28 protein-coding genes and 2 tRNA genes are annotated in these 26,054 nt (G+C 60.2%); 10 read left to right on the top strand and 20 right to left on the bottom strand.

Translation table 11 applies throughout. The features are described from left to right. Window positions 1-14: 14 nt before the first annotated feature. Entirely contained in the window at window positions 15-860 is an 846-nt protein-coding gene (locus OF122_RS09035) for an SDR family oxidoreductase (protein WP_264227440.1), read from the bottom strand. On the opposite strand from OF122_RS09035, the gene OF122_RS09030 reads away from it, so the two are divergent. After that, window positions 859-993: a hypothetical protein gene (locus OF122_RS09030; RefSeq protein WP_264227439.1), complete on the top strand. Its 135-nt coding sequence runs from the start codon at window positions 859-861 to the stop codon at window positions 991-993. The two genes, OF122_RS09035 and OF122_RS09030, sit on opposite strands and share 2 nt — an antisense overlap. On the opposite strand, the gene OF122_RS09025 is transcribed toward OF122_RS09030, so the two are convergent. After that, a complete protein-coding gene (locus OF122_RS09025; RefSeq protein WP_264227438.1) occupies window positions 990-1,655 on the bottom strand; it encodes a GntR family transcriptional regulator in 666 nt (221 codons plus the stop codon). The genes OF122_RS09030 and OF122_RS09025 overlap by 4 nt on opposite strands. A 276-nt stretch (window positions 1,656-1,931) precedes the next feature. Between OF122_RS09025 and OF122_RS09020 the strand changes: the two genes are divergently transcribed. The 7 genes from OF122_RS09020 to OF122_RS08990 all read left to right on the top strand — a co-directional run bounded on the left by OF122_RS09020 (window position 1,932) and on the right by OF122_RS08990 (window position 8,809). Then, a complete protein-coding gene (locus tag OF122_RS09020; RefSeq protein ID WP_264227437.1) occupies window positions 1,932-2,753 on the top strand; it encodes an ABC transporter substrate-binding protein in 822 nt (273 codons plus the stop codon). Window positions 2,754-2,850: 97 nt separating this feature from the next. After that, a complete protein-coding gene (locus OF122_RS09015) occupies window positions 2,851-3,576 on the top strand; it encodes an amino acid ABC transporter permease (RefSeq protein ID WP_264227436.1) in 726 nt (241 codons plus the stop codon). A 15-nt stretch (window positions 3,577-3,591) separates the two neighbouring features. Continuing rightward, window positions 3,592-4,248, top strand: a complete 657-nt coding sequence (locus OF122_RS09010; RefSeq protein WP_264227435.1) for an amino acid ABC transporter permease — start codon at window positions 3,592-3,594, stop codon at window positions 4,246-4,248. Next, a complete protein-coding gene (locus OF122_RS09005; RefSeq protein WP_264227434.1) occupies window positions 4,241-4,963 on the top strand; it encodes an amino acid ABC transporter ATP-binding protein in 723 nt (240 codons plus the stop codon). Before OF122_RS09010 ends, OF122_RS09005 begins: the two co-directional genes overlap by 8 nt. A gap of 106 nt (window positions 4,964-5,069) precedes the next feature. Beyond that, window positions 5,070-6,761, top strand: coding sequence for a cis-3-hydroxy-L-proline dehydratase (gene lhpI, locus OF122_RS09000; RefSeq protein ID WP_264227433.1), 1,692 nt, complete (start codon window positions 5,070-5,072; stop codon window positions 6,759-6,761). Between the two features lie 3 nt (window positions 6,762-6,764). Further along, entirely contained in the window at window positions 6,765-7,799 is a 1,035-nt protein-coding gene (locus OF122_RS08995; RefSeq protein WP_264227432.1) for a trans-3-hydroxy-L-proline dehydratase, read from the top strand. Next, window positions 7,799-8,809 carry an Ldh family oxidoreductase gene (locus OF122_RS08990; protein ID WP_264227431.1) on the top strand — a complete coding sequence of 337 codons (1,011 nt, stop codon included), beginning with the start codon at window positions 7,799-7,801 and terminating at the stop codon, window positions 8,807-8,809. The genes OF122_RS08995 and OF122_RS08990 overlap by 1 nt, the downstream gene beginning before the upstream one ends. 35 nt (window positions 8,810-8,844) lie before the next feature. On the opposite strand, the gene OF122_RS08985 is transcribed toward OF122_RS08990, so the two are convergent. From OF122_RS08985 to OF122_RS08930, 12 genes are all read right to left on the bottom strand, one after another. Next, the gene (locus OF122_RS08985) at window positions 8,845-9,567 is read right to left on the bottom strand and encodes a haloacid dehalogenase type II (protein ID WP_264227430.1); all 723 of its coding nucleotides are present in this window, start codon (window positions 9,565-9,567) and stop codon (window positions 8,845-8,847) included. Next, a complete protein-coding gene (locus tag OF122_RS08980) occupies window positions 9,554-10,264 on the bottom strand; it encodes an isochorismatase family protein (RefSeq protein ID WP_264227429.1) in 711 nt (236 codons plus the stop codon). Before OF122_RS08980 ends, OF122_RS08985 begins: the two co-directional genes overlap by 14 nt. A gap of 30 nt (window positions 10,265-10,294) precedes the next feature. After that, window positions 10,295-11,515, bottom strand: coding sequence for a metal-dependent hydrolase family protein (locus OF122_RS08975; protein ID WP_264227428.1), 1,221 nt, complete (start codon window positions 11,513-11,515; stop codon window positions 10,295-10,297). 100 nt (window positions 11,516-11,615) lie between these two features. Further along, window positions 11,616-12,200 (bottom strand): TetR/AcrR family transcriptional regulator, encoded by a 585-nt coding sequence (locus tag OF122_RS08970; protein WP_264227427.1) that lies wholly within the window; start codon window positions 12,198-12,200, stop codon window positions 11,616-11,618. 106 nt (window positions 12,201-12,306) lie between these two features. Next, window positions 12,307-12,816: a GAF domain-containing protein gene (locus OF122_RS08965; protein ID WP_264227426.1), complete on the bottom strand. Its 510-nt coding sequence runs from the start codon at window positions 12,814-12,816 to the stop codon at window positions 12,307-12,309. Further along, window positions 12,813-13,709 (bottom strand): branched-chain amino acid ABC transporter permease, encoded by an 897-nt coding sequence (locus tag OF122_RS08960; RefSeq protein ID WP_264227425.1) that lies wholly within the window; start codon window positions 13,707-13,709, stop codon window positions 12,813-12,815. Before OF122_RS08960 ends, OF122_RS08965 begins: the two co-directional genes overlap by 4 nt. Before the next feature lie 4 nt (window positions 13,710-13,713). Beyond that, entirely contained in the window at window positions 13,714-14,583 is an 870-nt protein-coding gene (locus OF122_RS08955; RefSeq protein WP_264227424.1) for a branched-chain amino acid ABC transporter permease, read from the bottom strand. After that, window positions 14,580-15,794, bottom strand: a complete 1,215-nt coding sequence (locus tag OF122_RS08950; protein ID WP_264227423.1) for an ABC transporter substrate-binding protein — start codon at window positions 15,792-15,794, stop codon at window positions 14,580-14,582. Before OF122_RS08950 ends, OF122_RS08955 begins: the two co-directional genes overlap by 4 nt. A 39-nt stretch (window positions 15,795-15,833) precedes the next feature. Beyond that, window positions 15,834-16,520, bottom strand: a complete 687-nt coding sequence (locus OF122_RS08945) for an ABC transporter ATP-binding protein (protein ID WP_264227422.1) — start codon at window positions 16,518-16,520, stop codon at window positions 15,834-15,836. Further along, the gene (locus tag OF122_RS08940; protein ID WP_264227421.1) at window positions 16,504-17,256 is read right to left on the bottom strand and encodes an ABC transporter ATP-binding protein; all 753 of its coding nucleotides are present in this window, start codon (window positions 17,254-17,256) and stop codon (window positions 16,504-16,506) included. The genes OF122_RS08945 and OF122_RS08940 overlap by 17 nt, the downstream gene beginning before the upstream one ends. A 264-nt stretch (window positions 17,257-17,520) precedes the next feature. Beyond that, a tRNA-Gly gene (locus OF122_RS08935) sits at window positions 17,521-17,594 on the bottom strand. Between the two features lie 54 nt (window positions 17,595-17,648). Continuing rightward, window positions 17,649-17,733 (bottom strand) — tRNA-Tyr (locus tag OF122_RS08930). A 180-nt stretch (window positions 17,734-17,913) separates the two neighbouring features. Between OF122_RS08930 and rlmB the strand changes: the two genes are divergently transcribed. Further along, window positions 17,914-18,666, top strand: a complete 753-nt coding sequence (rlmB, locus tag OF122_RS08925; protein WP_264227420.1) for a 23S rRNA (guanosine(2251)-2'-O)-methyltransferase RlmB — start codon at window positions 17,914-17,916, stop codon at window positions 18,664-18,666. Here the strand turns inward: rlmB and OF122_RS08920 are convergent. The 6 genes from OF122_RS08920 to xylF form a co-directional block, all read right to left on the bottom strand. Then, window positions 18,663-19,547 (bottom strand): polysaccharide deacetylase family protein, encoded by an 885-nt coding sequence (locus OF122_RS08920; protein ID WP_264227419.1) that lies wholly within the window; start codon window positions 19,545-19,547, stop codon window positions 18,663-18,665. The two genes, rlmB and OF122_RS08920, sit on opposite strands and share 4 nt — an antisense overlap. Before the next feature lie 98 nt (window positions 19,548-19,645). Further along, window positions 19,646-20,107 carry a YaiI/YqxD family protein gene (locus OF122_RS08915; RefSeq protein ID WP_264227418.1) on the bottom strand — a complete coding sequence of 154 codons (462 nt, stop codon included), beginning with the start codon at window positions 20,105-20,107 and terminating at the stop codon, window positions 19,646-19,648. Window positions 20,108-20,109: 2 nt separating this feature from the next. Continuing rightward, complete coding sequence (locus tag OF122_RS08910; RefSeq protein ID WP_264227417.1) at window positions 20,110-21,237, bottom strand: S-(hydroxymethyl)glutathione dehydrogenase/class III alcohol dehydrogenase; 1,128 nt, start codon at window positions 21,235-21,237, stop codon at window positions 20,110-20,112. Between the two features lie 99 nt (window positions 21,238-21,336). Beyond that, entirely contained in the window at window positions 21,337-22,122 is a 786-nt protein-coding gene (locus tag OF122_RS08905) for an ATP-binding cassette domain-containing protein (RefSeq protein ID WP_264227416.1), read from the bottom strand. A gap of 12 nt (window positions 22,123-22,134) precedes the next feature. Beyond that, the gene (locus OF122_RS08900) at window positions 22,135-23,439 is read right to left on the bottom strand and encodes a sugar ABC transporter permease (protein ID WP_408636333.1); all 1,305 of its coding nucleotides are present in this window, start codon (window positions 23,437-23,439) and stop codon (window positions 22,135-22,137) included. Window positions 23,440-23,546: 107 nt separating this feature from the next. After that, window positions 23,547-24,587 carry a D-xylose ABC transporter substrate-binding protein gene (xylF, locus tag OF122_RS08895; RefSeq protein ID WP_264227414.1) on the bottom strand — a complete coding sequence of 347 codons (1,041 nt, stop codon included), beginning with the start codon at window positions 24,585-24,587 and terminating at the stop codon, window positions 23,547-23,549. Window positions 24,588-24,841: 254 nt separating this feature from the next. Here xylF and OF122_RS08890 point away from each other — a divergent pair, with 254 nt between their 5' ends. After that, window positions 24,842-26,053, top strand: coding sequence for an ROK family transcriptional regulator (locus OF122_RS08890; RefSeq protein ID WP_264227413.1), 1,212 nt, complete (start codon window positions 24,842-24,844; stop codon window positions 26,051-26,053). Window position 26,054 lies beyond the last annotated feature (1 nt).

Below are 26,054 nucleotides of genomic sequence, written 5' to 3'. Positions count from 1 at the left end.
GTGGCCGTACAGGCTCAACTACTCGAATAGTCGCCGCCGTTAACATGGATGGTTTGCCCGGTCATATATCGTCCGTCCTCGCATGCCAGCAGCAGATAGGCGGGCGCCACCTCATTGGGCTGGCCCGGTCGCCCGAGCGGGGTATTAGTGCCGAATTTTTCCACCTTCTCGGCAGGAAAGCTGGCCGGAATGAGCGGCGTCCAGATTGGCCCGGGGGCAACCGCATTGACCAGAATGCCCCTGTCGGCAAAGCGGTCCGATAGCGAACGCGTGAGGGCGACGATAGCGCCCTTGGTCATGGCGTAGTCGATAAGCTGCGGGTGACCACGGTAGGCGACGATGGATGCGGTATTGATGATCCGCGCACCCGATTCCAAATGATCGAGGACCGCCTGAACCATATGGAAATAGCCGTAGATATTGGTCTCGAAGACGGCCTTCATCGCGTCCGCGTCAAGCTCGGCGATATCCTCACGCACATGCTGCTCGGCCGCATTGTTGATGAGGATGTCGATCTGGCCGAAAGCGGCAATGGCGCGCTCGGCGACCGCTCCGCAAAACGCGGGATCACCGACATCTCCGGCGATTACCAGCGCCTCGCCGCCCTCTGCTTCAATAAGCTGACGGGTCTTTTCGGCGTCATCGTCTTCATCGAGATAAACTATGACAACTTTGGCGCCTTCTCTGGCGAACAGCACACTGACAGCGCGTCCGATACCCGAATCCCCACCAGTTACGATGGCAACCTTACCATCGAGTCGCCCGCTCCCCGGGTATAGCGGCGCGTATTCCGGCTCTGGGTTCATCGCCCCCTCGCGGCCCGGTTGCTTTTCCTGATGTTGAGCTGGTTGACCGGCCATGACGCTTTCTCCGCAGAAAATCCTGCGCGATCAATGCCCCGATGGCCGCTTCGTTCCACGCCATGAGACGTTCACCAAGCGGGCGCGGCAGGGCGGCAATACCAGTGAAAATTTCGGTGCAGCGGCGAGTTAGCGATGGTGATCGCGCAGAAAGCCCACAAGCGCCTTGCCGGCCTGATCGATATGCTGGCGCGTCAGTTCCGCAGCCAGTTCGGGCTTGCGCGCCTTGCAGGCGTCCAGGATCGCCTGGTGCTCCGCGACGGCCGAACGCATCCCTTTTGTCAGGTACAACACCAACCGCACATAGCGCTCGACGAGATCGTTGGTCTTGTCGATCATGGAGAGAAAGAACTTCTTGTCGGAATCCTTATACAGCGCGGTGTGGAAATCGCGATTGAGATCACCCCAGCGAACAGGGTCGGTCTCTGCTGCGAAAGCGTCGCAATAGCGCTGTGCCGCGTCCAGCGATGCCTGGGTCATCAGCGGAACCGCCAGTTTGATCACCGTCGGCTCGACGAGCGCGCGGAACTGGAAAATTTCGGTAATCTGGTCGTGACTCAGAGAGGCGACGATCACCCCCTTGTAGCGCTCTGAAACGACAAGTCCCTGCGCCTCGAGCCTCTGCATGGCTTCGCGAACCGGGATTCGGGAAACGTTGAACATCTGCGCAATCGTATCCTGGCGCAGCGGTTCGCCCTCTTCGATCTCCCCCCGAATGATCGCATCTCGCAACGCGTCATATATCACGTCGGCCGAAGACGCCTGCCTGCCAAGATCAAATGCTTTTAACTTCAATGTACTAGCCAATTTTTGGCCCCACGGTTTGCCGCCAGTTCACCCTCGCATCACGGCACTGCGGCACCAATACGACCCGGCGAAACTTGCCGCAATCAGTATGTGAAACTTCCTGCAATTAGTATATTGTAGATTGGATACAATTATGCAAACTTAATATGAAACCGGCTCCCAGTGGGCTGGAAGAGGGAATGGCGTGCGTCACAACAAGCTCTGAAAATTGGGTGAGATGCGCGACCGGGAATATCAAACGTCACCAAAAAGAGAGGGATCATCATGAAATTTCCTGCCTTGATTGCGGCTGCGTCAGTAGCGCTAAGTCTTGCCGCAACAACCCCGGCTTTCGCCGACAAGCTCGATGACATCATTGCTTCGGGCACCTTGCGCTGTGCCGTGACACTCGACTTCCCGCCCATGGGCTCGCGCGACGAAAACAACGAGCCGATCGGCTTTGACGTCGATACCTGCAATGACCTCGCCGCAGCTCTCGGCGTGACGGCAGAGATCGTCGAAACTCCCTTCCCCGACCGTATTCCGGCGCTTGTTTCCGGACGCGCTGACGTCGGTGTTGCCTCGACTTCCGACACGCTCGAGCGCGCCAAGACCATTGGCTTCTCGATTCCCTATTTTGCCTTCATCAACGTCGTCCTGACGCGTGAAGATACCGGTATCGAAAGCTATGAAGACCTGGCGGGCAAGAATCTCGGTTCGGTCGCCGGTGTGTTTGAAGCCATCGCGCTCGAAGAAGACTTCAACGAGTGGGATGCCGGCGGTTCCTTCCGCACCTTCCAGAGCCAGGCCGATGTGTTCCTCGCCCTCAACCAGGGTCAGATCGACGCAACTGTGGTGACGGGAACTGTCGCTGCAGCCACCGTAAATGAAGGCAATTTCGACGGCTTTGTGATCAAGGGTGATGCCCCCTACCTCGTCGACTATGTAAGCCTGATCGGCCTGCGCCAGGAATACGGCCTGCTGAACTATCTCAATCTCTTCGTCAATCAGCAGATCCGCACCGGCCGCTACGAAGAATTGTTCGAAAAATGGGTCGGCGGCGGCGCAACAGCCCCCGATCTCACTGTTCCCGGCGTGTACTACTAAGCCATCCCGGTTCGCAGGCGCTCCCTGGAGCGCCTGCGGTCTTGCTTTCGCGGCGCGCCCCAAGTGGGCCTGATCGAAACCGGGGAACCGTCACGCGATGTTTGACATCAACTATACCTTCCACTGGGGGCAAGCGTTCCGCGCCCTGCCCGAGATGATCGACGGCGCTCTGATCACTCTGCAGATCGCAGTGCTCTCCATGATTATCGGCATACTGATCGGCGTGCCTTTGGCTTTGGCCAAGAGTTCGCGAAGCGCGCCATTGCGCGCGTTCGCCGGCACCTGGATCGAGATTGCCCGCAACACACCGGCACTGTTTCAGGTCTACATGATCTATTTCGGCGTGCCAGCCGTGCTGCAGGGCGTTGCGGGCCTGTTCGGGATCGACTTCCGGGCCCTTGGCATCAACATCTTCTATTTTGACTCCTATTGGGCCGTTCTTGTCGGCATCGCGTTCAACAATGCGGGCTATCTCGCAGAGACGTTTCGCGGTGGTCTGCGCGCCGTGCCCGCCACACAGACACGAGCTGCCCGTTCGCTGGGATTCGGCGCCTTCGACGCTTTCCGGCTGATCGTTCTGCCGCAAATGTTTCGAGCCGTGTTCCACCCCATGACAAACCAGATGGTCTGGGCGATCCTGATGACATCCATCGGCATCTTCGTTGGATTGAACGTCGATCTGACCGGCGTCACACAGGAACTCAACGCGCGCACATTCAGAACCTTCGAGTTCTTCGCGCTCGCCGCCGCCATCTATTACGTCATCGCAAAGATCGTCACCGGCGGTGCCAGGCTCATCGCCTGGCGGCTGTTCAGGTACTAGGGGGAGGACCGGACAATGCTTGGAACTTCCATCACCATCGGTGATCTGACCTTCATGATGACCGGTGCGGGTCTCACCCTCGCCATCACTTTCTGGGCCATGCTTGGCGGTACGCTGATGGGGATCGTCTTCGGCGTGATCCGTGTGCAATCGCCCTGGTATGTGAACTATTCCATGGGGGCCGTACTCGACGTCTTGCGTTCGGTGCCGCTGCTCATCCAGTTCATCCTGTTCAATTCCTTTCAGTCCATCGCCGGATGGGGCATGAACCCGTTCGTGGTGGGTTGTGTCGTTCTCGCTGCCTATACATCGGCCTTTTGTACCGAGATTGTCCGCGGTGGCATCCAGTCGGTGCCGACCACCACGCGGCGCGCCGCGCGATCGCTGGGCATGAGCTGGACCCAGGACATGCGCTACATCGTATTGCCGCTCGGGACCCGCGTCATGCTCCCCTCCTGGATCGGTCTGACTCTCGGCGTCATGAAAGACACCGCGCTCGTTTACGCTATCGGCGTTATCGAGTTGCTGCGCTCGAGCCAGATCATCATTACCCGCAAACCCCACGAGGCGCTGCTCATTCTGGCGATCGCGGGTCTGATCTACTTCATTGTGAGCTTCCCGGTCTCTCGCCTCGGCGCTCACCTCGAAAAGAAATGGCGCGAAAATGATTGAAATCGATAACGTCAAAAAATCCTTCGACAGCTTCGAGGTCCTCAAGGGCGTCTCGATGACCGTTGATAGAGGCGAAGTGGTCTCGGTGATCGGCGGGTCGGGGTCGGGCAAATCGACGATGCTTATGTGCATCAACGGGCTCGAACCGATCGATTCCGGAAAGATTACCGTCGACGGCGTCGAGGTCCATGCCAAGGACACAGACCTCAACAAGCTGCGCCGGAATATCGGCATCGTCTTCCAGCAATGGAACGCCTTCCCCCATCTTACGGTGCTGGAAAATACAACGCTGGCGCTGCGGAAGGTCCTAGGAAAATCAAAGGCCGAAGCAGACGAAATCGCCATCAAACAGCTCAACCACGTTGGTCTGGGTGACAAGCTCAAAGTCTATCCGGGCAAGCTGTCGGGCGGTCAGCAGCAACGCATGGCGATCGCCCGTGCGCTCGCCATGGAACCCAAATACATGCTGTTCGACGAGGTCACTTCGGCGCTCGACCCCCAGCTTGTCGGAGAGGTGCTCGACACCATGCGGCTTCTGGCCAACGAGGGAATGACCATGATCGTGGTGACCCACGAAATGGCGTTTGCCCGCGAGGTTTCCAATCGCGTTGCCTTTTTCAAGGATGGTCTGATCCACGAGATTGGATCGCCCAGCCAGCTCTTTGAAAATCCCGAACGCCCCGAAACCGCCGAGTTTCTCAAGTCGGTCCTTTAGCAAGAGTAATCAGCATTGGGGCAGCATTCTATTCGCTGCCCCTTTCCACCGCCCTCGGAGCCAACCCAATGGCGTATCCTCACCACGATCGCCGTGATGTTTTCAGATGAGCGCAGCCATTTCGGCCCGCACCATACTGAGCGGGACAGCCGACGGCCCCGTCCTTGCCAGCCCTGAAGCGCTGAGCTTTTGGGGTGGGGTCGACCCTGCGACGGGCAAAATCATCGATATCCATCATCCTCTTCACGGCGAGACCGTGACGGGCAAGATACTGCTGATGCCCTCATCGCGAGGATCATGCACCGGTTCGGGCGTTCTGCTGGACCTCGCGTTGAACAACCGCGCGCCCGCGGCCCTGATCTTTACCGACCCTGAAGATGTGCTCACCCTGGGCGCGCTGGTCGCCGAAATTTTCGGTCATACGCTCCCTGTTCTGCGCGCCACCCCAGAGGCCTTCGCCACAATGGCGGCAGCAAAAAGGGTGGCGCTTACTGCGGAAACGCTGATGGCCGACGATCAGCCGATCGCCTTGCTGCCCCCGCAGATGTCCGCTCTCGCCCTGAGCGAAAACGACAGGGCCATGCTCGAAGGGCGCGATGGCCCGGCCACGGCACAGGCCATGAGGATCCTCTGTGCAATGGCCGCCCAGCAGGGTGCCGAAGAGCTCATCGACGTGACCCAGGCCCACATCGACGGCTGCATTTATGCCAGCCCTGCCAATCTGACGTTCGCGCAGACCATGGCCGACATGGGTGGCCAGGTCGTCATCCCGACAACGATGAATGCCATTTCCGTCGACCATGAACATTGGCAAATTCAGGGCATACCCGAGGGTTTTGGCTCCCCCGCCGCCAAGCTGGCCGACGCTTACGTGAAGATGGGTTGCCGCCCGACATTCACCTGCGCGCCTTACCTGCTCGACAGCGCCCCAGGCACTGGCGAAGCAGTCGGGTGGTCGGAATCCAATGCGGTGATCTTTGCCAATTCGGTGCTCGGCGCGCGGACCGCCAAGCACCCCGATTTCCTCGATCTCTGCATTGCGCTGACTGGCCGCGCGCCGCTGTCAGGCGTCTATCTCGACGCTCACCGCAAAGCGAAACTGGTGATTGACGTCGAGCTACCCCAAAATCCCGACGGCGCTTTCTGGCCATTGATCGGCTATATCGCTGGGCTGCTCGCGCCAGATCGCATTCCCCTGCTCCGCGGCCTCGCCCCGGCCCATCCCAGCCGCGACGATCTCAAGGCCCTGTGCGCAGCCTTCGGAACGACATCGGCCGCCCCGATGCTCCACATAGAGGGAGTGACCCCAGAGGCCGCCAACGCTTTTGATCCGGAGACGCCCCACGCTGTAATCGATCGCCGGCTGATGGCGTCCATCTGGCAAAAACTGAATGCCGGCCCTGAACAGATCGACCTTGTCGCTATCGGCAGCCCCCATGCCTCGCTGGCCGAATGTCACGCTCTTGCCGACGCTCTTGACGGGCGCCCGATCCTGGACACGGTCAGCGTGATCCTCACCGTCGGTCCTGAAACAAAAGCCCGGATGGCTGGCGACGAAACGCTCGCGCGCCTCAACGCCAGCGGCGTCACCACGGTCTCGGACCTCTGCTGGTGCTCAATCTCCGAACCGGTTTTCCCGCCCGCTGCCAAAACGGTCCTCACAGACTCCGGCAAATATGCCCATTACGGCCCCGGCCTTTCCGGTCGGGCCGTTCGCCTGGGCAGTCTGGCAGATTGCGTCAGCGCTGCCCTGACCGGAACCGCCCCTCAGCGCCTGCCCAAATGGTTGGAGACCTGAAATATGCGCACGTCGAAACTCATCCACATTGTCGGCTGTCATGCCGAGGGCGAAATAGGCGACGTGATCGTGGGCGGCGTTGCGCCGCCACCGGGCAACACCATCTGGGAACAGGCTCGGTGGATAGCCCAGGATGACACCCTGCGTAATTTCGTACTCAACGAGCCACGCGGTGGCGTGTTCCGTCACGTCAATCTGCTTGTCCCGCCCAAGGACCCGAAGGCCGCCATGGGATGGATCATCATGGAGCCCATGCACACCCCGCCCATGTCCGGCTCGAACTCGATATGCGTCTCAACGGTCCTGCTCGATACCGGCATCATCGAAATGCAGGAGCCTGAAACGCGCTTCACGCTCGAGGCCCCCGGCGGGCTGGTCGATGTGGTCGCCACCTGCAAGGATGGCAAGGCGGTCTCGATCCGCGTCACCAATCATCCCAGCTTCGCTCAAAAACTTGACGCCACCATTGAAGTCGAGGGCATGGGAACGCTGACGGTGGACACCGCCTATGGCGGCGACAGTTTCGTGCTTGTCGATGCGACGACACTTGGCTTCTCGCTGGCGCCTGACGAGGCCAAGGATCTCGCGGACGCCGGCATGAAGATAACGCGCGCAGCGACCGAACAATTGGGCTTTTCCCACCCGACCAACCCCGATTGGTCCCATATTTCGTTCTGTCAGTTCACAGCGCCCGTCGAAATCGAGAACGGGACCAAAACGGGCCGCAACACCGTAGCCATCGAACCGGGCAAGCTCGACCGCTCCCCGACCGGAACCGGCTGCTCGGCGCGGATGGCGGTGCTTCATGCCAAAGGCCAGCTTGCCGTGGGCGAAGAATTCGCGGGCATCTCGATCATCGGCAGCCGGTTCAACTGCCGGATAGAGAGCACGACCGACCTCGCCGGCACCCCTGCCATCATCCCCTCGATTTCGGGACGCGGCTGGGTGACGGAAACCAAACAGCTGATGCTCGATCCCTCAGACCCCTGGCCGGGCGGCTATCGTGTTGGCGACACCTGGCCAGCCCGGAGCGCGTAATGGACCAGTCACGCATATCCTTTGCCGAACTCGTCGCTCTTCTCGAAGCGATTTTTCTCCGCTTTGGCACGAGCAGGCAGACGGCGGCGATCCTGGCGGACAATTGCGCGCGCTGCGAACGCGACGGCGCAAAGAGCCACGGAATCTTTCGGATGAAAGGCTATACCGACAGCCTTGCGACGGGCTGGGTGGACGGTATGGCCCAACCCGTTCTCGAAGATGCCGCTGCCGGTTTCCTGCGCGCCGATGCTCAAAACGGATTTGCGCAGCCGGCCCTGGCACTGGCGCGCGAAGACCTTGTCGAAAAGACCCGCACCAACGGAATTGCCCTGCTCGCTATCAGGAACTCCCACCATCTGAGCGCTCTCTGGCCCGACTTCGAACCCTTCGCGGAAGAAGGTTTCATCGCGCTTTCCATGGTCAACTCGTTTGCCTGCACCGTGCCCCATGGCGGCCAGAGCGCGGTATTCGGCACAAATCCTATTGCGTTTGCCGCACCCACAAGTTCGGGTGACCCCATCGTTTTCGATATGGCGACATCGTCCATGGCAAATGGCGACGTCCAGATCGCCGCGCGCCAGGGCCGTCAACTGCCGCCCGGCTCGGGCGTGGACAGCAAGGGCAACCCCACGACCGATCCGAATGCCGTTCTCGATGGCGGCGCGCTGCTCCCGTTTGGCGGCCACAAGGGTTCCTCCATCTCAATGATGATCGAACTCCTCTCGGCCGCGCTGACAGGGGGGAACTACTCTTTCGAGTTTGACTGGTCAGGTCACCCTGGCGCCGCGACTCCACATACCGGCCAATTGATCATTCTTATCAACGCCGCACTGGCCGGCGCAGCGCCTTTCGGCGTGCGTGCCGAGACCCTGATCGACGAGATGAAATCCGCAGGCGTTACCCGGTTTCCGGGCCAGCATCGCTTCGCGAAACGCAAGGAGTCGGACGCCACAGGCATCGCGCTGACAACGGATGAGTTGAGTTGGCTTGAAGGACTGGCGAAGGGCTAGCTGATCCCTATCGCATCCCTTTCCGGATGCCCTCATCAGCCATCGCGCGACTCGTCCTGGTGCGCCTTGACCATATCCGCCATGCTGTTGAAGCGGAAATCATAATGGGGCATGTCGCCGGGGTTCATCGTCGCGCCAAAACCCGTCTCGTCATGCCGGCGATAAATCCACGCGGACGCCAGGCCCGCAGCGTTGGCCGGCTTATGGTCGTGGAACATGCTTTCAGCCGTGTGGAGAATATCTTCCGGCTGGAGGCCATGCGTTTCGAGCATAGTGATCATATACTCGAAGTTGCGTTCCGCCGGCTTGTAGCTGCCGATATCTTCGGCGGTGTAGATGGCGTCGAACTCTACCTCCAGACGCCGGTTTGAATGGCTGAAGCTCTCATTGTCGACGTTGGAGAGAACAACGAGCTTATAGTGGCGCTTGAGATAGTTCAGCGCGCCCGCCGAATCCTCGAAGGCGGGCCAATTTTTGACGCTGCGGCCATACTCGAGACACTCCGCCCAGTCCACTGCAAGGCCCCATTCCTCGGCCAATCGGCGATACACGGTGGCGAGAAGTTCGCTGTAGCGCTTGGTTGGGGTTTGCCGCTGGTGAAAGGATTCGTGCCGAGCATGGGCCTCGAGGATATCATTCCGGTCCAGGCCCTCAATGCGGGAGGTCAGAGGCTTTAGCGCCTCGAAAATCCCTGACTCCCAGTCGATCAGAGTACCGTAGCAATCGAAGGTGAGTACTTTGAAATCACTCAGTCGCATCACCGATATCCTTCATTTCCAAAAGTGCATTGAGCGGGTTCGGGGAGCGGCCCCGTGTTCCTCCTTGGCGTTGTGTTCTGCTCCAGCTGTCGAAATAAGCCAGGACAGTATCGGCGTCCGAAACATCGACATAGCGACGGCCAAGATCGCGAAGATTGTCTGCATGAGGCTGATCTTCGATGTCGCCAACGCAATCTTGGGGCACGATTGTGCGGTACCGGTAGGAAAAGCTGTCGATTGAAGTCGCGCGAATGCACCCGCTCGTGTTGCAGCCGGTGACAATCACCGTATCGACCCGTTCCTTGGTGAAGTAATCGCTGACACCGGTGTTAAAGAAGATCGACGGGCCCTTCTTGCACACGAACAAATCGTATTCGGGATCAAAGATGCGTGGGTCGAGAGCTGCGCTGGGATGATCGTGTCTGAAGGTCTCGCGTACCGCCGAAATCTTCCAGTACGGCATTTCGCGTTCGCTCATATAGGCGGTGGTGCAATTTGCGATGGGAATGCCGTAGCGCCGGGCTGCGGTGACCAGACGCTGCGTATTTTCCAACGCCCGCATGACGAGGGGCGCGCCGCCGAGCGGATATTGCGCCTCGGTGAATGCAAGCATGAAATCGACGACGACAATCCCAGGCTTTTCTCCAAACCCTACAGGGATTTCGCCATAGCTGCGACGCTTGTAGTCGTCACTCATTCTTTCCTCCTCTGGCCACCGGCACGTATGCTAGAACGCGGACCGAACGACCTTGCCATCCTGCATGACGAGGGCGAGCGTTTCGGCAAGCCGGCCCATTATTGAAATGTCGGCCAGCGGATCACCTTCGAATGCGATGAGGTCGGCGAGATACCCCGGAGCGATGCGCCCGATCTCGCCCTCGCACTGCAGCAGCGCCGCTCCCGTGACGGTGGCCGAGCGCAACAGGTCCGCGGCGGGCACGACACCGCCACGCAGGTCGAACTCGGTCAATTGCCGGTAGTGCATCGCACCCAGCAGATCGGTGCCATAGGCCATCGGCACGCCAGCCCTGTGCGCCATTTCCACCGCCCGAATGCCCGCATCGAGCACCTTGTCGATCTTGGCCGCCAGGGCGGTGGGCAGGCCCGCGGCCACGCCCTCATCCTTCAGGCCGCGATAGGTGGCGAGGGTTGGGACAAGATAAGCCCCCTTCTCCTTCATGAAGCCGACAGTGTTTTCATCGAGCAGATTGCCATGCTCGATCGAGCGCACGCCGTTACGCACGGCCCGTTCAACGGAGCGAGCGGTGTAGGCATGAGCCACCACGTAGATGTTGGCCATGCTGGCCTCATCGACGATGGCTGAGATCTCATCTTCTGAGAACTGGTCGGAGTCGATGCGGTCGGTCGGCGAGGCGATGCCGCCATTGGCCATGATTTTTATGTGGTTGGCGCCGCGGCGAATCTCGTCACGAGCGGCGGAACGCACTTCGTCAACGCCATTGCAGATGCGCCCCAAACTCGGGACCGAATAACCCGCGTCCTGCGTATCCTGCCCCGGCTTGCGCATGTCCCCGTGACCCGCGCTCGGCGACAGAGCCTTGCCGCCGAAATAAATGCGCGGCCCCCGCACGCTGCCCTCGGCCTGCGCACGGGCCATGCCAAATTCACCGCCCCCCACGTCACGCACCGTGGTAAAGCCGCGATCAAGCATACCACCCAGAATCTCAATGGTCCTGGCCGCGACGTAAAATGGCGACTGGTAAGGCAGGTCCGCCAGATTTGCGGTGTAAGCGGATATGTGAACATGCGCATCGATCAGCCCCGGCATGAGCGTCTTGCCCTTTAGATCGATGACGTCTCCGCTTCCGGTGACCGGAGTGTCGGAAATCTCCTTGATCCGGTTTCCCTCGATCACGATGTGGCGCACGCCCACGATTTCGCCGGCATCGACATCGAGCAGGTTGGCGTTGGTGAGAATGGTCGGCATCTTTCAGTCCTTCTTTGAACGGCGCCATGTCGGCTCGCCGGCAGTCAAATTTCGCACAACATACAGAACAGCCTGTATGTTGCTTTTTGGGCTACTGCCCTCACGAACCCGGTCTGGCTGCATCCCCTTCCCCGTTGGCCTCGACCTCGACCAGCGAGCGCACATGGGACTTCCAGTGTTCCAGCAGCTTGTCGAAATAAACAGCATCCTCACGCAACACCATCTGGATTGCTATTCCTCGGAAAAGTGCCGTCGTCATGGTCAGGACGGTTATCGGGTCTTCTGTACTCGAGCCTGTTTCGTGAAAGAACTCACGCCAGCAGGCCTCAAGCGCGGCGTGGAACTCCTTGACGACAGGCATGAATTTCTGGCGCAGAGGCTCGTTGTGGCGAGCTTCCGTGATGTGTTCGAGCGTGACGAAGATCAACTTCCCCGAATACATCGCCCAAAGCTTGTCGAGGAAATCGTCGAGCATGAGCTCGCCAGCCCTCGCCAACCCGAGCCAGGACCTGATTTCACGGGTCGCATCGGCGAGCATCCGCTCGTAAGAAACGACGATCAGGTCCTCCTTGCTGGCATAATGATGCATCAGTGCGCCACGAGAAACGCCGGCCCTCCTGGCGATATCGGCTGTTGTCAGACGCGCGAAGCCATTTTCGTACATCGCGTCGATCGTCGCCTGCATCAAAAGCTCTTGCGTTGTTGCGCTTCGCTCCTCCTGCGTCCGCCTCTTGCTTGTCCTTTGCGATGAGCCGGCGTGTTCGCTCGAAGCCATCAGGATCTCCCTTAGATCATTGCGCGGCTTCAATCTCGGTCGCGAAAGCGTCGACGAGATATGGCGCGAATCGACTGGCAATGGCGAGTTTAGCATCATCGAAATGCCCTTCGGCGTGCAGCAGAGCTAGCGTGCCCAGCAATTCGCCGTGGCGGATAACCGGAACGTTGATTGCCGAACCCAGCCCCAGACTGGCGATCAGTTCATGGTCAAAGAACGCCCACTCGATATCGGCCCTGTTTCGACCCAGAAACGGTTTGTGCTGCCGGATCACCAGATCTCCCCATGGCGTGTCGCCCATGGTCTTTTTCCCCGTCAGAGGATAGGCCTCGACATTGGTGCTGTAGAACCGCTGCACTTCTTTTGCCCCGGGCAGAACCATGAGAAGTGTAAAAAGCTTGTGCCCGACAAGGGTCTGAAGGGCGTCCTCGACCGCCTCATAGAGATGGTGCCGGTCGCCCTCGGCAAGGGCTTTGGCCACTGTGTCGAATGCGTCGAGCTGCGCTTGTGCCGATGGAGGGGTCATGCTGGAGCCTTCTGACTTTTTTCCTTGAAAAGACCGCCCGGCGCAAAACGCAGGACCACAATCAGCGCCAATCCCACGATCATTTCGCGAACCGAAGCGATCTGCACCGCTGAGAGCATGGGCAGGATTTCGCCGGCGAAGCGGCTGATTTCCAGCCATGCAACCAGAAGATAGGCCCCCACGGTGGCGCCCAGCGCCCGTGTATTGCCTCCCGCGGTCGCCGCCAGGAACACATAAATGGTGATCAGCGGCAAGAACAGGTCCGGTGAAATGTAGGATATGTAGCTGCCATACAGGGCTCCGGCCATGCCGGCGATCGAAGCGCCGAGCACGAAGGCCTGGATCTTGAAGACGACCACTTTTTTGCCGGCGACCGAGGCAACGACCTGATCGTCGCGAACGGCCCTGAGAACACGTCCCCATGGCGATTTTACCAACCGGGTGATGATGAGACCCGTCACAATGCAAATGACCGTTGCCAGAACCAGGAACTGGACGTGGTACATCAGCCCGCCATCCCGGTCGAACAGAGCCGGAATGCCCGCAATGCCGTCTGTGCCGCCGGTAAGCCATATCTCATTGGACGCAACGATCCGCACAACTTCGGCAAAGCCCAGCGTGACGATGGCAAGGTAATCGTCGCGCAGCCTAAGCGTCGAAAATGTAACAGCGAGCCCCAAAAGCCCGCCGGCGATCAACCCCATGATCGGTCCGGTAAAGGCGGGCCAGCCAAAATCGGTTGTCAGAAGTGCCGAGGTATAGGCGCCGATGGCAAAAAAACCGACGAGACCGAGATTGACCATTCCGGTCTGTCCCCAGATCGGCACCAGGCTCTGGGCCAGCAGGGCGTAAATGGCGGCAATAGCAAGGATGAAGACGATATAGGACAACATGCGCTCACCTTGCCTTGGCGCCGACCAGTCCTTGTGGACGGAAGGTCAGAACGATGAGGATGACGATAAAGCTCACGGCGAGGCGGTAGGCAGGTGCGAGATAGGCTACCGTCATTTCTTCGATGATACCGATAGACAACGCACCGATCACGGCGCCCGGAATGGAGCCGAGCCCGCCCAGAACGGCGGCGGCAAAGATCGAAAGCAGCAGGCGCGTCCCCACCATCGGATCCACAGAGGCATCGACGGCAAGCAAGGCTCCGCCAAGCCCGCACAAACCCAGCGACACGGCAATCGTGATATCGGCGATCCGCACCGGCTCGACGCCCTTGAGCCGGGCGAGATCAGGATTGTCCGCACAAGCTCGCATTGCCCGGCCAAAGCGGGTGAATTTGAGCGCCGCCCAGATGGCCGCCATGATCCCCACCGACATCAAAAGGTTGCGCAATTGCTGCGGACCGACACGAATACCCACCAACATCATGTCGCGCTCGAGCGGCACGTCGAAGCCGCGCAGATTGTTGGAAAAAAAGAACCGCACGCCATTTTCAAGAACAATAGCCACGGCGAGCGAAGCAATCGCCATGGTGAGCGCGCCCGACGCCGCAAGCGGCCGAACGGCGACTTTTTCGGTTACCAGCCCTATCGCTCCGGCAGCCAGGAACGCGATGGCGATACTGGGCCAGATCGAAAGACCTGCACCGGTGTTGGCCATCCAGCCGGCGTAAGCGCCGACGGTGGCGATCGCACCGATCATGAAGTTCGGATAGCCGCGAATGGCAAAAATTGCCGTGAACCCAATGGCCGGCACCGCGAGAACGGTGCCGGACACGAGCCCATTGGCAAGAGCCTGGGCAAAAATCTCGAAGGTCATGCGATCTTCAACAGTTCGATGGCACCGCCAACCACCTGCTCATAACGGAAGCTGGCATCGGTTATGTCGCCGATTTCATTGAACTCACATGGACCCGAAGCCCCCGCATAGTCCACCTTCTCGCCGGCAAGGATCGCCTCGATGCCCGCGACTGCGTTATCGACTTCCATGCCGCCGCCCTGGGAAACTTCGCGGACCGAGTCGCGGATTTCGGTCCCGGACGATCCGCCGGCATGGGCGATAGCCATCAGAGCCAGGTTGATGTGGTCGTAAACCTGACAGGTGTAGGTGTCCGGCACGTCGATGCCCACCAGCCCCGCCAGCCGATCGTAAGCCGTGCCGCCCTCGGCCGGTGAGGGAGCCAGAGTATAGGCGCCTTCAACGACCTCGGCGGGGAGACCGCCGATCAGGTCCTGATTGATCGAATAGGCAAAGCCCAGAAGATGCCCCTCGTAGCCGGCCCGATAGATGTCGCGCAGCAATACCGTGGTGTCCGGGGTATAGCCGCCAAGGATCAGCATGTCGGGATCGAAGCGCAGCGCCTGGTCCAGTTCGGAGCGCAGCGACGGCTTCTTGTCGTCGTAGATCAGCCTTTCGACTTCACCGCCCGCAGCCTCGACCGCGGCCTTGATCGTCGTGTACTGGCTATCGGCGAACGGGGTCTGCGGTGTAAGGAAAAAGACGCGGCGGTCGCCAAGTTCCACGGCATACTCGCCGAACTTCTGTCCCTGCAATGTCGTGTTGGGCTGGGTGCGGATGATGTAGCCATTGTGAGGCAACTGAGTGATCGAGTCCGCACCGGAAACCGTGAACAGCATCCGCTCGCTTTCCCAGGCCATAGGCGCAACCGCTGTGGTCACAGCTGAAGCCCAGGTTCCGATGATGGCCGATACGTTATCGACATCGATCAGCTTGCGCGCCGCGCGGACGGCCGCTTCTGGACTGGTCTGCGAATCTTCCGAGACCAGGATGATTTCGCGACCGAGCACGCCGGCAGCGTTCACTTCATCGACGACCTTGCGCACCGCGTCGGCCATCACCGGGCCGTAGGGGCCACCTGCACCGGTGAGCGGGGTGAGCGTGCCGATGTGAATCGCACTCTCCTGCGCCCGCAGGATGGCCGGAGCGGCAAGCGTAAACGTTGCCGTGGCCGCGATCCCCTTGATCACGTCACGACGGTTGGCGCCCCGCTTGAACATGCCGATTGTCATTGTTGAGTTCCTTCCTTTGAACGACCGATCGCCTTTCGATCAGCCTCTGCCACCCAAAAAGGCCTGGCGAACTTCCGGGTCCCTTCCCAGTTCATCAGCCTTGCCTTCCAGCACCACGCGTCCGTCCACCAACACGCACGCCTTATCGGACATGGCGAGGGCGGCGAGCGCATTTTGCTCGACCATCAGCACCGCGATTCCCTCGTCGGCGACAGATCGAACGACCTTGAAAATTTCTGCTGCAGCCACCGGCGAAAGCGCCGCGGTGGGCTCGTCGAGCAAGAGCACGCGCGGCGATGCCATCATCGCTATGGCCATGGCGAGGGTCTGGCGCTGTCCACCCGAAAGCGACGCAGCAGCATTCCGGCGGCGTTCCTTGAGAGCTGGAAAGCGGGCAAATATGTCTTCAGACCGCTCCTTTTCCTGCCTTGAGAGGTTCTCTGCGACCGAAAGAGCGCCGAACACATTGTGCTCTTGAGGCACAAAGACCATGCCATGACGTGCACGGCTCTGCGGATCGAGCGTCGTCAGAGCATTGCCATCGAGGGTGACCGAACCCGATTTGGTGACGAGCAAACCGGCCACCAGCTTGAGCGCTGTGGATTTTCCGGCCCCGTTCGGGCCGATGATGGTGAGCACTTCACCGCGAACCGCGTTGAAGCTGACCCCTTTGACGATCTCATCGGCGGCGCCATAGCCGCCAACCAGGTTACTGACCGACAGCATGGTCGATGCCCCCTCCCCCCAGATAGGCGTTCTGCACATTGGTGTCGTTGCGCACCTCTTCAAAGCGTCCGGTGGCCAGTTGCTTGCCTTCGGCCATGACGATGACATGGTCGGCGATGCGACCAACCAGAGCCATGTCGTGCTCGATGAGCAGGATGGTCAGCCCGCCCGCAACGAGATCCCGCAACCTGTCGCCGATTTGTTCGGCCAGGGTGGGATTGACGCCGGCAACCGGCTCGTCGAGCAGGAGAAGATCCGGCTCGGCCATCAAACCGCGCCCGATTTCGAGCAGCTTCTTCTGGCCGCCGGAAATTTCGGTCACGCGATTGTCGAGGACATGATCGATCTCGAGACGGCGCGCGACACCCAGAGCCCGCTCGGCGGTCTCGCCCTCGCGCTTGCGCCATCCGCCGAAAAGCGCGGTGACGATGTTTTCACCGGGGTTATGCTGATCGTAGAGCATCAGATGCTCAAAGACCGTCAGTCGCGGAAACCCGCGCGCTATCTGGAAGCTCCGCAGCATTCCGGCCGCAGTAATCTGATACGGCCTGGCTCCCGTGATGTCGTGTCCGTTAAGACGAACACACCCCTCATTGGGCCTGATCAGGCCCGAGACAGCGTTAAAGAACGTGGTCTTGCCGGCCCCGTTTGGGCCGATCAACGCGGTGAGTTTGCCTGCATCAACGTCCAGATCCAGGTCATCAACAGCCTTGAAGCCGCCAAACCGGACGGTCATGTTCCGTACTTCCAGCATTGTCGTCCAAACCCCTCTGTCCGACTGGGAGAAGGCTAGCAATCAACAAACAAACACGCAAGCCGGTTTGTTTTTGCTGGATGGCGCGGCGAAGGCTTCTTTAACCGGTTGTAGTAGCTACGCTTTTCGGGATTTCGGCCAGTTCAGGCGAGGCACCACACCTCATGGCTGGCTGCAAAATCAGGCGAAGTCCGCCTCTCGGCAACCAAATCGGACCGGGGAACGTCTCTGGAATTTTGGTGTGAATGGAGCGGGTGAAGGGAATCGAACCCTCGTCGTAAGCTTGGAAGGCTTCTGCTCTACCATTGAGCTACACCCGCCCGAGGGTGTCTCGCCACTCTGTCCGGTTCATGCCTTGTGGGCAAGCACGATTTTGGTGGAGGGGGCTGGATTCGAACCAGCGTACGCTAAGCGGTCAGATTTACAGTCTGATGGATTTAACCACTCTCCCACCCCTCCCCAATCGTTACATCGGCGAAGCGAAGCATTTGCGATAGCACCCGTTTCCGAACACCATCACGGGCCGGTTTATGGTGGTAGTGACCTGTCCTGTCAACTGCCATCGCAAGGAAATTTCATATGTTTCACCGATGCGCTTGCCGCTTGCCGAGTTCGCGGCAAAGCGATACGCCAATGCGCATGAGCAAGAACAAGTTCCCGCCGAAAAAGCGCCCGCCGATTCTGCCCGATGATGGGCCGGTCTTTCTCTATGGCCTGCACACCGTCCGCGCGGCGCTCGACAACCCGCGCCGCACGAAGCGGCGGCTTCTGGCGACGCAGAACGGCCTCAACAGGCTGACAGAGGGCGCTCCGCTGCCTCAGATGCTCGTCGAGGAGACTACGCCCCGCGATCTCGACAAACTGCTCGGCGCAGAGGCGGTGCATCAGGGCGTTGCGCTGGAGGTCGACCCGATCGACCGGTTCGGGCTCAGCGATGTCGAAAAGCTCGACCTTGTGATCGTCCTCGATCAGGTCACCGATCCGCACAATGTGGGGGCAATCCTGCGCACGGCCTGTGCCTTTGGAGCCGATGCCGTCATCACCACGGCGCGCTATGCACCGCGCGAAACCGGTGTACTGGCCAAGTCGGCCTCCGGCGCTCTCGATCTCATTCCGCTGGTGTCGGTGAGAAATCTCGGTGATGCGCTCGAAACCCTCAAGAGCAACGGCCTTGTGTGTCTCGGATTTGATTCCGAAGCGCCCGGACTGCTACGCCCCCGCCCTGCCGGCGGCAAGCTGGCTATTGTCCTGGGCGCTGAGGGGAAAGGCTTGCGCCAGAAGACCCGATCGCTGTGTGACGAAATGGTCCGGCTCGACATGCCGGGACCGATCAAATCGCTCAACGTCTCCAATGCCGCCGCAATCGCCCTGTTCGCCGCGACAGCGGGCTAGATTTCCGAACCAGTGCTCGATGCATCGGCCGTTATGACCGGACCATCGAACACCCCGCCCCCCGATGACCTCAGGGTAACGACCTGATAGCCGCGCTCGCGCAACGCCTTCAGAAATTCAGGCAGCATCGCGACTGTCCGCAGATGGATATCGTGGAAAAGCACGACCCCCGACCCGTGCTCATCGAGCCGTGCAAGGGTGCGTTCGAGCACCTGTTGTGGGGTCTCGGCGTAGTAATCCTTGGAATCGATATCCACGTCGAGAACGATAAAGCGGCTCTCGACAGCGCTGGTGCGGATCACCCCGTTTTGCGCCAGATAGGGAAACCGGAAGAACCGTGACGGCGCGATACTGTCGGGCGCTAGCGCCGCCGCGACGGCCTGCTGGCCCGCATAGATTTCCGCAATTGCCTCATGATTGCTCAATGTCGAAAGATCGACGTGATCGTAGGTGTGAGTACCGATCGTGTGGCCGCGAGCGGCCACTTCCCGCACCATCGAGGGATAGCGCTCAGCCGCCGAACCCAACATGAGGAAGGTCGCTTTGACCCCGAATTGATCGAGCGTGTCGAGGATAGAGTCCGTCGTTCCGGCCCGAGGGCCGTCGTCGAAGGTCAGGACGATTTCGCCCGGCTGCAATCCCAAGGGCCCGGACTCCGAAACCGTCACGGTTCGACCGGCAAGCTTTCCAAATAACGCTGAAGGTATTGCAGGCATTGGCTGATAAGCGGTTCTCAAGCTCATGGCGATAGGATTGATCGAGCCGGTGCTCATCGTGTCAATGCTGGCGCCGGCCATGAGGTCCGGCTGCATTTCGGGCGGCTTGGCACACCCTGCCAATAGCGCCGCGACCACCCCCAATAGACACGCTGTACGCACCACAACAACCACCCGGCCGAACTGCTTCGTTCGGCGCCCAAGCTGCGCGCATCATGGTTAACAACGTGTTCAAATCACCATATTTTATACTTAACAAACAGTTACTTGGCGGAGTTCTCACGCTTCAGGCGAACCGCAAGCTCGTCGAGCGCCTGGAGAAAGTTGGACTTGTCGCGAGCGGTAAATTCGCGGTTGTAACCCTTGCTTTCGCCGGTTTCGCGCAGGTGCTGGTTGAGTTCGCGCATGGCCAGCGCCATGCCGATTGAGGCCGTCGTGAAGGCCTTTCCGGTCGGCCCCAGCACGTGGGCACCCTTTTCGAGAGCACGGGACGCCAGCGGAATGTCGGAGGTGATGACAATATCGCCAGGCCCGGCGTGCTCGACGATCCAATCGTCGGCCGCGTCGGCGCCCTGAGGCACCATGATATGCCTGACCATGGGATCGCGCGAGGGCCGCAACCCGAAATTGGCAACCAACGTCAGAACAAGGCCGTGCCGCTCAGCGACGCGAGCGGCTTCCGCCTTTACCGGGCAGGCATCGGCATCGACGTAAATTTCGGGCACGATTAGTAGAGGACCACCGAGCGGATGGATTCGCCCGAATGCATCAGCTCAAACCCCTCATTGATATCTTCAAGCCGCAACGTATGGGTGATCATCGGGTCGATTTCGATCTTGCCGCTCATGTACCAGTCGACGATTTTCGGAACGTCCGTGCGCCCTCTTGCCCCGCCAAATGCCGTGCCCATCCAAGTGCGGCCCGTGACAAGCTGGAAGGGGCGTGTGGAGATTTCCTGCCCCGCACCGGCAACACCGATAATGACCGACTTACCCCAGCCGCGGTGACTCGCCTCCAGCGCCTGACGCATGACGGTTACATTGCCCGTGCAATCGAAGGTGTAGTCGGCACCACCGATCTGGTCGGCACCGCGCCTGGTCATGGCAACCAGGTGGCTGACGATATCGCCGTCGATCTCTCGCGGGTTGACGAAGTGGGTCATCCCGAAGCGCTCACCCCAGCTCTTCTTGTCATTGTTGAGATCGACGCCGATGATCATGTCCGCGCCCGCCATGCGCAGGCCCTGAATGACATTGAGCCCGATCCCGCCGAGCCCGAACACCACCGCCGTCGCCCCCTGCTCGACCTTAGCGGTATTGAGCACTGCGCCGACCCCGGTGGTGACGCCACATCCCACGTAGCAGACCTTGTCGAACGGGGCGCTGGAATCGATCTTGGCCAGCGCGATCTCGGGCATGACGGTATAGTTCGAGAATGTCGAGCAGCCCATGTAATGGAACACCGGCTTGCCCTTGTAGGAAAACCGGGAGGTACCGTCAGGCATCAGCCCCTGCCCCTGCGTGGCGCGGATGGCGGTGCACAGATTGGTCTTGCGCGACAGGCAGGACGGACACTCGCGGCATTCGGGCGTATAAAGCGGGATGACGTGATCGCCGGGTTTCACAGACGTCACGCCTGCACCGACTTCAACCACGACACCGGCGCCTTCATGACCCAAAACGGACGGGAAAAGCCCCTCGGGATCGGCGCCCGAAAGCGTGAAATCGTCCGTATGGCAGATGCCGGTTGCCTTGATCTCGACGAGCACTTCGCCAGCCTTGGGGCCCTCAAGGTCCAACTCGACGATTTCCAGCGGCTTACCCGCTTCAAATGCAACTGCCGCCTGCGTCTTCATTGCCTGCTTCCTCGATTCTGCTTCACAAGGAAAGTGGCACAGGCTCAATGCCAAGAGCAACGACTGAAAACAATAACGGGCGCCGAAGCGCCCGCTCTTTTATTCTTTCATCGCCCCCGGCCCCGGCGTGGCGGCGGGTGGGCATTTTCCCAGAATGATCATGCCCAGCACCTCATCCTTGGTGACCTCAGAGGTCTTGGCGGTCCCAACAACCTGGCCGTTTTTCATCACGCACACCCGATCAGCGAGATCGAAGACGTCGTGGATGTCGTGGCTGATGAGGAAGATGCCGATACCTTCGGACTTGAGCTGCTTGATCAGATCGCCGACCTGCGTCGTCTCCTGCGGGCCCAGCGCTGCTGTTGGCTCGTCCATGATCAGGATGCGGGCATTGAACAGGATCGCCCGCGCGATGGCCACCGACTGGCGCTGACCACCCGAGAGGGCTTTGACCGGTTCCTTGAAACGCCGGAAATTGGGGTTGAGCCGCCCCATCACTTCACGGGCCTTGTGTTCCATGGCGACATCGTCGAGCGTACCGATGGCGGTAGTCAATTCACGCCCCAGGAACAGATTGGCAGCCGCGTCGACATTGTCGGCCACCGCGAGGGTCTGGTAGATCGTCTCGATCCCGTATCCCTTCGCATCGCGCGGATTGTTGATCGTTGCGGCCTGCCCATCGATGCGAATGTCACCCGAGTCACGCTTGTAGGCGCCGGACAAAATCTTGATGAGCGTCGATTTTCCCGCACCATTGTGCCCGAGCAGTCCGACGACCTCTCCAGGATAGAGGTCGATCGAGGCGCCATCGACGGCCCGAATGCCCCCGAACGCAATGGAGATATCTTCGAGTTCAACGAGCGGAGCTGTCACGTGTTGGTTCATCGATTCAAATCCTTACTGCCCGCGATTGCGATAAAGCGTGTCGAGCCAGACCGCGACCACCAGGACGATGCCGACAACAATCGACTGAAGGGGGCTGTCGAGCCCCATCAGCACCATGCCGGACTGGAGCGATTGCATCACGAGCGCGCCGATCATGGCGCCGACGATCGTTCCCACGCCGCCCGAAAGGGACGTACCGCCGATCACCGCCGCAGCGATGACATAAAGCTCATCGAGCGTGCCCATGGCATTGGTTGCAGCATTGAGGCGAGCCGATGAAATCGATGCGGCAATGGCGCAAAGCGCCCCCATGAGCATGAAGATCTTGACCGTGACCCAACGGGTGTTGATGCCGGCCAGTTCGGCCGCCTCCGGGCTACCGCCCATGGCAAAGACATAGCGCCCGAACCGAGTGCGCGTGGCAATGAAGGTCATCACGACGCCGGCACCGATAGCGATCAACACCGGAATCGCGATGCCGTGCGAAATGAACAGCCCGCCTTCGGGGACCGGAATGTTGTTGGCGTTCGCGTAGTTTTCAGCAATGCGGATCGGCCAGGGATAGGCATTGAATACCGTCACCGCACCAATTACCGAACCGCAGCCGAGTATTGCGAGGACGCCCTCCGCCCAGACGGGACGCTGCGGGAAGTTGAACCGCCGACGCTGCTGACGCGCATAGATGAGATAGGCGCCGATGGCCAGGCAGGCAACGATCGCCAAAATCCAGCTCACCGAATAGCCAACCGCGCCTTCCGGACCGCCACCCATCAAACGGAAATTGGTATCGAGCGGCGCTACGGTCCTCCCCGATGTCACCCACCATGCCGCACCGCGCCAGACGAGATAGCCGCCGAGCGTGACGATAAAAGCGGGCACTTTGAGGTACGCGATGATCGAGCCCTGCAAGGCCCCGATCGCGACGCCGCACGCAAGGCCTACGGCGAGCGTGATGACCCAGATCAGCGGGTGACCGAAGCCGAGCAGCGCTGGCAGATATTCGGTCTGGGTTACCCCCATGACCATCGCGAGAACGCCAAGCAGCGACCCGACCGAAAGATCGATGTTTCGGGTAACGATGACCAGAACCATGCCGGTCGCCATGATCGAGATCGAAGCCGTCTGGACAGAGAGGTTCCAGAGGTTTCGAGGCGTCATGAAGAGGCCGCCCGACATGAAATGGAAGCCGATCCAGATCAGCAACAGCGCGCCGAGCATGCCCAGAAGACGGGTATCGATTTCGGTGGCACTCAAGAAGCGCTGAATTGGATTGCCCATCACGAGACCGGACGATGATGAGTTCGATGTTGATGACATGGCGTTCTGATCGGCCATTCTCTCCCCCCAAAGGGCTGGTTCCTTAAGGAACGGGTCGCGGCGCCAGAGCAGCGCCGCGACCGCGGATCAAAGATTAAGGATGCAGATCAATCGCAAGCGGCGACCGAACCAGCGGCAACGCCCTGACAGACGACATCCTTGCTGACCCAGCCGGCGTCGATGACGACGTCGAGATTGTCCTGCGTAATGGCGACAGGAGCAAGGAACAGCGAAGTCATTTCGACGCCATTCGGGCCACCATCGAACATCACCGATCCTTCGATGTCGGAAAGCGCTGCGCCGCCGGCCAGTTCAACCGCGATTTCGGCTGCCTTGGCGCCAAGCTCACGGCTGTCCTTCCAGACCGAAACGGTCTGGGTGCCCAGAGCGATACGGTTAAGGGCTGCATGGTCACCATCCTGGCCCGAAACCGGCACGGCGCCGTCGAGGCCCTGAGCGGCGAGAGCAGCAATTGCGCCACCAGCGGTACCGTCATTGGACGCAACGACAGCATCGACTTCGTTGTTGTTGGCGGTCAGGAACTGTTCCATGTTCGCCTGGGCGTTCTCGGGAAGCCAGCCATCGGTATAGGCTTCGCCGACATTGACGATGTCGCCGGCGTCAATGGCATCCTGGAGCACTTCAAGCTGACCTTCGTGCAGGAAGTCCGCGTTGGGATCGGTGCTCGAGCCCTTGATGAAGACGTAGTTGCCAGTCGGCTGCACAGCATAGACTGATTCAGCCTGCAGACGGCCGACGCCCTTGTTGTCGAATGTGATGTAGAACGCGTCAGAATTTTCGATCAGGCGGTCATAGCCGATCACCGGAATACCTTCCGCGACAGCGGCGGCGATTGCCGGCTGGATGGCATCGGTATCCTGAGCCAGAACGATCAGCGCGTCAGCGCCCTGAGCGATAAGGCTCTCGATATCGGTGAGCTGCTTGGATGCCGAAGACTGCGCGTCGGCGGAAATGTAGCTGGCGCCCATTTCGTCAAGCTGGGCCTGAATGGCCGCCTCGTCGGTCTTCCAGCGCTCTTCCTGGAAATTGGACCAGGAAACGCCAACGGTGATGTCCTGAGCCAGCGCGCCCCCGGCCAGACCGAAAAGAACAGTCGTGCCCAAAAGGGCAGCTGCGAAAGTTTTCATGATTTTCCTCCTGCGGACATCCTCGTCCGCCCAACCACAGTAAAAGATGGTGCCTCCAGCGGCATGCCTCCTCAGGCGACCGCAAGGGATATTTTTCAATACCCGAAAAAATAATTGGCACGCGTAAATTGCTGTGTCAACTTCGATTTGCTCGTCATGGAAAAATGCGTGCAACGGCGCGCAGCTCCTCATAGAAGTTCCTACGGCGGCATGAGTGGGAGGCCCGTTTGGCGCAGGGTGTTGCGGATACGGAGATGATCCGGCGACAGAACCGGCTGCTTGTGCTCGACGCATTGCGTCGACACGGACCGTTGTCACGTTCGCAGGTGGCAACGCTGACCGGACTCTCAAATGCCACGCTGACCGCTATCGCCACAGATCTGGTCGGCGATGGGATCATCACCGAACTTGCCGAGCCGCAAGCGGGGGTGAAATCGCGTGGCCGCCCCGCCGTTCAACTTGTACACAACCGAGGCGCCGGCTTCGTGCTGCTCATCGAGCTGGACGTCAATCGCTGCCGCATGTCGCTGCTCGACTATGGCGGGGTGCTTATCGACCGGGTCGAGTCCGGAGTCGGCCCTACCCTTTTTTCCGAAGTCGCGCCCGCCGCATGGTTCATCGAGCGCATAGGCCACATGATCGGCCGCAACGCCGATATCGGCAACACGCTTCATGGGGTGTCTATTTCGGTACAGGGGATCCTGGATGGAGAAGGACACGGCCTGACATGGTCGCCCATTCCTCACCTGAGCGGCCATGATATCGTCACGGCGATCAACAACCGGCTCGGACTGGCGGTCCGCCTGTTCAAGCGCGGCCGCCTGATGGCAGATGGCATGCGCTGGCTCGATCCTGGCCTCGCCAAATCGAGCATCGCAACGATCTATATCGGATCGACAATCGGTATGGGGCTGACGCTGCCCACCGATTCCAGCCCCAGCGCCGGCCTGGCGACCGAATTCGGCCATATGATCCACATGCCCGGCGGCGCGTTGTGCCGCTGCGGCGCGCGCGGTTGCATCGAGGCCTACGCCGCCGATTATGCGGTACTGCGTGCCGCCTATTCGGTTCCCGAACACGCCACGCCGGCCAGCGCCGTCCCTCCGGCCGATTTCCAGCACATCTTCGCCCGCGCCCGACAGGGCGACCGCGCAGCCCAACGCGCCTTTGCCGCAGCCGGCAGCGCCATAGGACATGGCATCAGCCGGTTGATTTCGATCGTCGAAATCGACAAGCTCATCCTTCTAGGCCCCAACACCGCGGCCTATGACCTTATGGAAACCGCAATCGCCGAAGGCGCTGCCGCTTCGCTCATGGGCCGGATGCGCGGCCTGCCGCCGATCCAGCTCGTACCCGACGCCGGCGAGCCGATTTATCGCGGCCTGATGATGAAGACCCTGACCGAGATCGACAGAACCTTCGCCGACCGTGCTTCGCTGCCGGCGGCACGCCGATCGGCGGAATAGC

Origin of the sequence: Pelagibacterium flavum (assembly GCF_025854335.1) — a bacterium.
In the GTDB taxonomy this organism is placed as follows: Bacteria; Pseudomonadota; Alphaproteobacteria; order Rhizobiales; family Devosiaceae; genus Pelagibacterium; species Pelagibacterium flavum.
This window is presented reverse-complemented; position numbering and strand designations above follow the sequence as displayed.

Bases quoted from the DNA above. Each gene is read 5' to 3' on its own strand.
- OF122_RS08975 (WP_264227428.1), bottom strand. From the start codon at position 11,515: ATGCCGACCATTCTCACCAACGCCAACCTGCTCGATGTCGATGCCGGC.
- OF122_RS08965 (WP_264227426.1), bottom strand. From the start codon at position 12,816: ATGACCCCTCCATCGGCACAAGCGCAGCTCGACGCATTCGACACAGTG.
- OF122_RS09015 (WP_264227436.1), top strand. From the start codon at position 2,851: ATGTTTGACATCAACTATACCTTCCACTGGGGGCAAGCGTTCCGCGCC.
- OF122_RS09035 (WP_264227440.1), bottom strand. From the start codon at position 860: ATGGCCGGTCAACCAGCTCAACATCAGGAAAAGCAACCGGGCCGCGAG.
- OF122_RS08970 (WP_264227427.1), bottom strand. From the start codon at position 12,200: ATGCAGGCGACGATCGACGCGATGTACGAAAATGGCTTCGCGCGTCTG.
- OF122_RS08960 (WP_264227425.1), bottom strand. From the start codon at position 13,709: ATGTTGTCCTATATCGTCTTCATCCTTGCTATTGCCGCCATTTACGCC.
- xylF (WP_264227414.1), bottom strand. From the start codon at position 24,587: ATGAAAACTTTCGCAGCTGCCCTTTTGGGCACGACTGTTCTTTTCGGT.
- OF122_RS08955 (WP_264227424.1), bottom strand. From the start codon at position 14,583: ATGACCTTCGAGATTTTTGCCCAGGCTCTTGCCAATGGGCTCGTGTCC.
- OF122_RS08950 (WP_264227423.1), bottom strand. From the start codon at position 15,794: ATGACAATCGGCATGTTCAAGCGGGGCGCCAACCGTCGTGACGTGATC.
- OF122_RS09005 (WP_264227434.1), top strand. From the start codon at position 4,241: ATGATTGAAATCGATAACGTCAAAAAATCCTTCGACAGCTTCGAGGTC.
- OF122_RS08985 (WP_264227430.1), bottom strand. From the start codon at position 9,567: ATGCGACTGAGTGATTTCAAAGTACTCACCTTCGATTGCTACGGTACT.
- OF122_RS08910 (WP_264227417.1), bottom strand. From the start codon at position 21,237: ATGAAGACGCAGGCGGCAGTTGCATTTGAAGCGGGTAAGCCGCTGGAA.
- OF122_RS08990 (WP_264227431.1), top strand. From the start codon at position 7,799: ATGGACCAGTCACGCATATCCTTTGCCGAACTCGTCGCTCTTCTCGAA.
- OF122_RS08890 (WP_264227413.1), top strand. From the start codon at position 24,842: ATGATCCGGCGACAGAACCGGCTGCTTGTGCTCGACGCATTGCGTCGA.
- OF122_RS08945 (WP_264227422.1), bottom strand. From the start codon at position 16,520: ATGCTGTCGGTCAGTAACCTGGTTGGCGGCTATGGCGCCGCCGATGAG.
- OF122_RS09020 (WP_264227437.1), top strand. From the start codon at position 1,932: ATGAAATTTCCTGCCTTGATTGCGGCTGCGTCAGTAGCGCTAAGTCTT.
- OF122_RS08995 (WP_264227432.1), top strand. From the start codon at position 6,765: ATGCGCACGTCGAAACTCATCCACATTGTCGGCTGTCATGCCGAGGGC.
- OF122_RS08905 (WP_264227416.1), bottom strand. From the start codon at position 22,122: ATGAACCAACACGTGACAGCTCCGCTCGTTGAACTCGAAGATATCTCC.
- OF122_RS09010 (WP_264227435.1), top strand. From the start codon at position 3,592: ATGCTTGGAACTTCCATCACCATCGGTGATCTGACCTTCATGATGACC.
- lhpI (WP_264227433.1), top strand. From the start codon at position 5,070: ATGAGCGCAGCCATTTCGGCCCGCACCATACTGAGCGGGACAGCCGAC.
- OF122_RS08980 (WP_264227429.1), bottom strand. From the start codon at position 10,264: ATGAGTGACGACTACAAGCGTCGCAGCTATGGCGAAATCCCTGTAGGG.
- OF122_RS08940 (WP_264227421.1), bottom strand. From the start codon at position 17,256: ATGACCGTCCGGTTTGGCGGCTTCAAGGCTGTTGATGACCTGGATCTG.
- OF122_RS08900 (WP_408636333.1), bottom strand. From the start codon at position 23,439: ATGTCATCAACATCGAACTCATCATCGTCCGGTCTCGTGATGGGCAAT.
- rlmB (WP_264227420.1), top strand. From the start codon at position 17,914: ATGAGCAAGAACAAGTTCCCGCCGAAAAAGCGCCCGCCGATTCTGCCC.
- OF122_RS09030 (WP_264227439.1), top strand. From the start codon at position 859: ATGACGCTTTCTCCGCAGAAAATCCTGCGCGATCAATGCCCCGATGGC.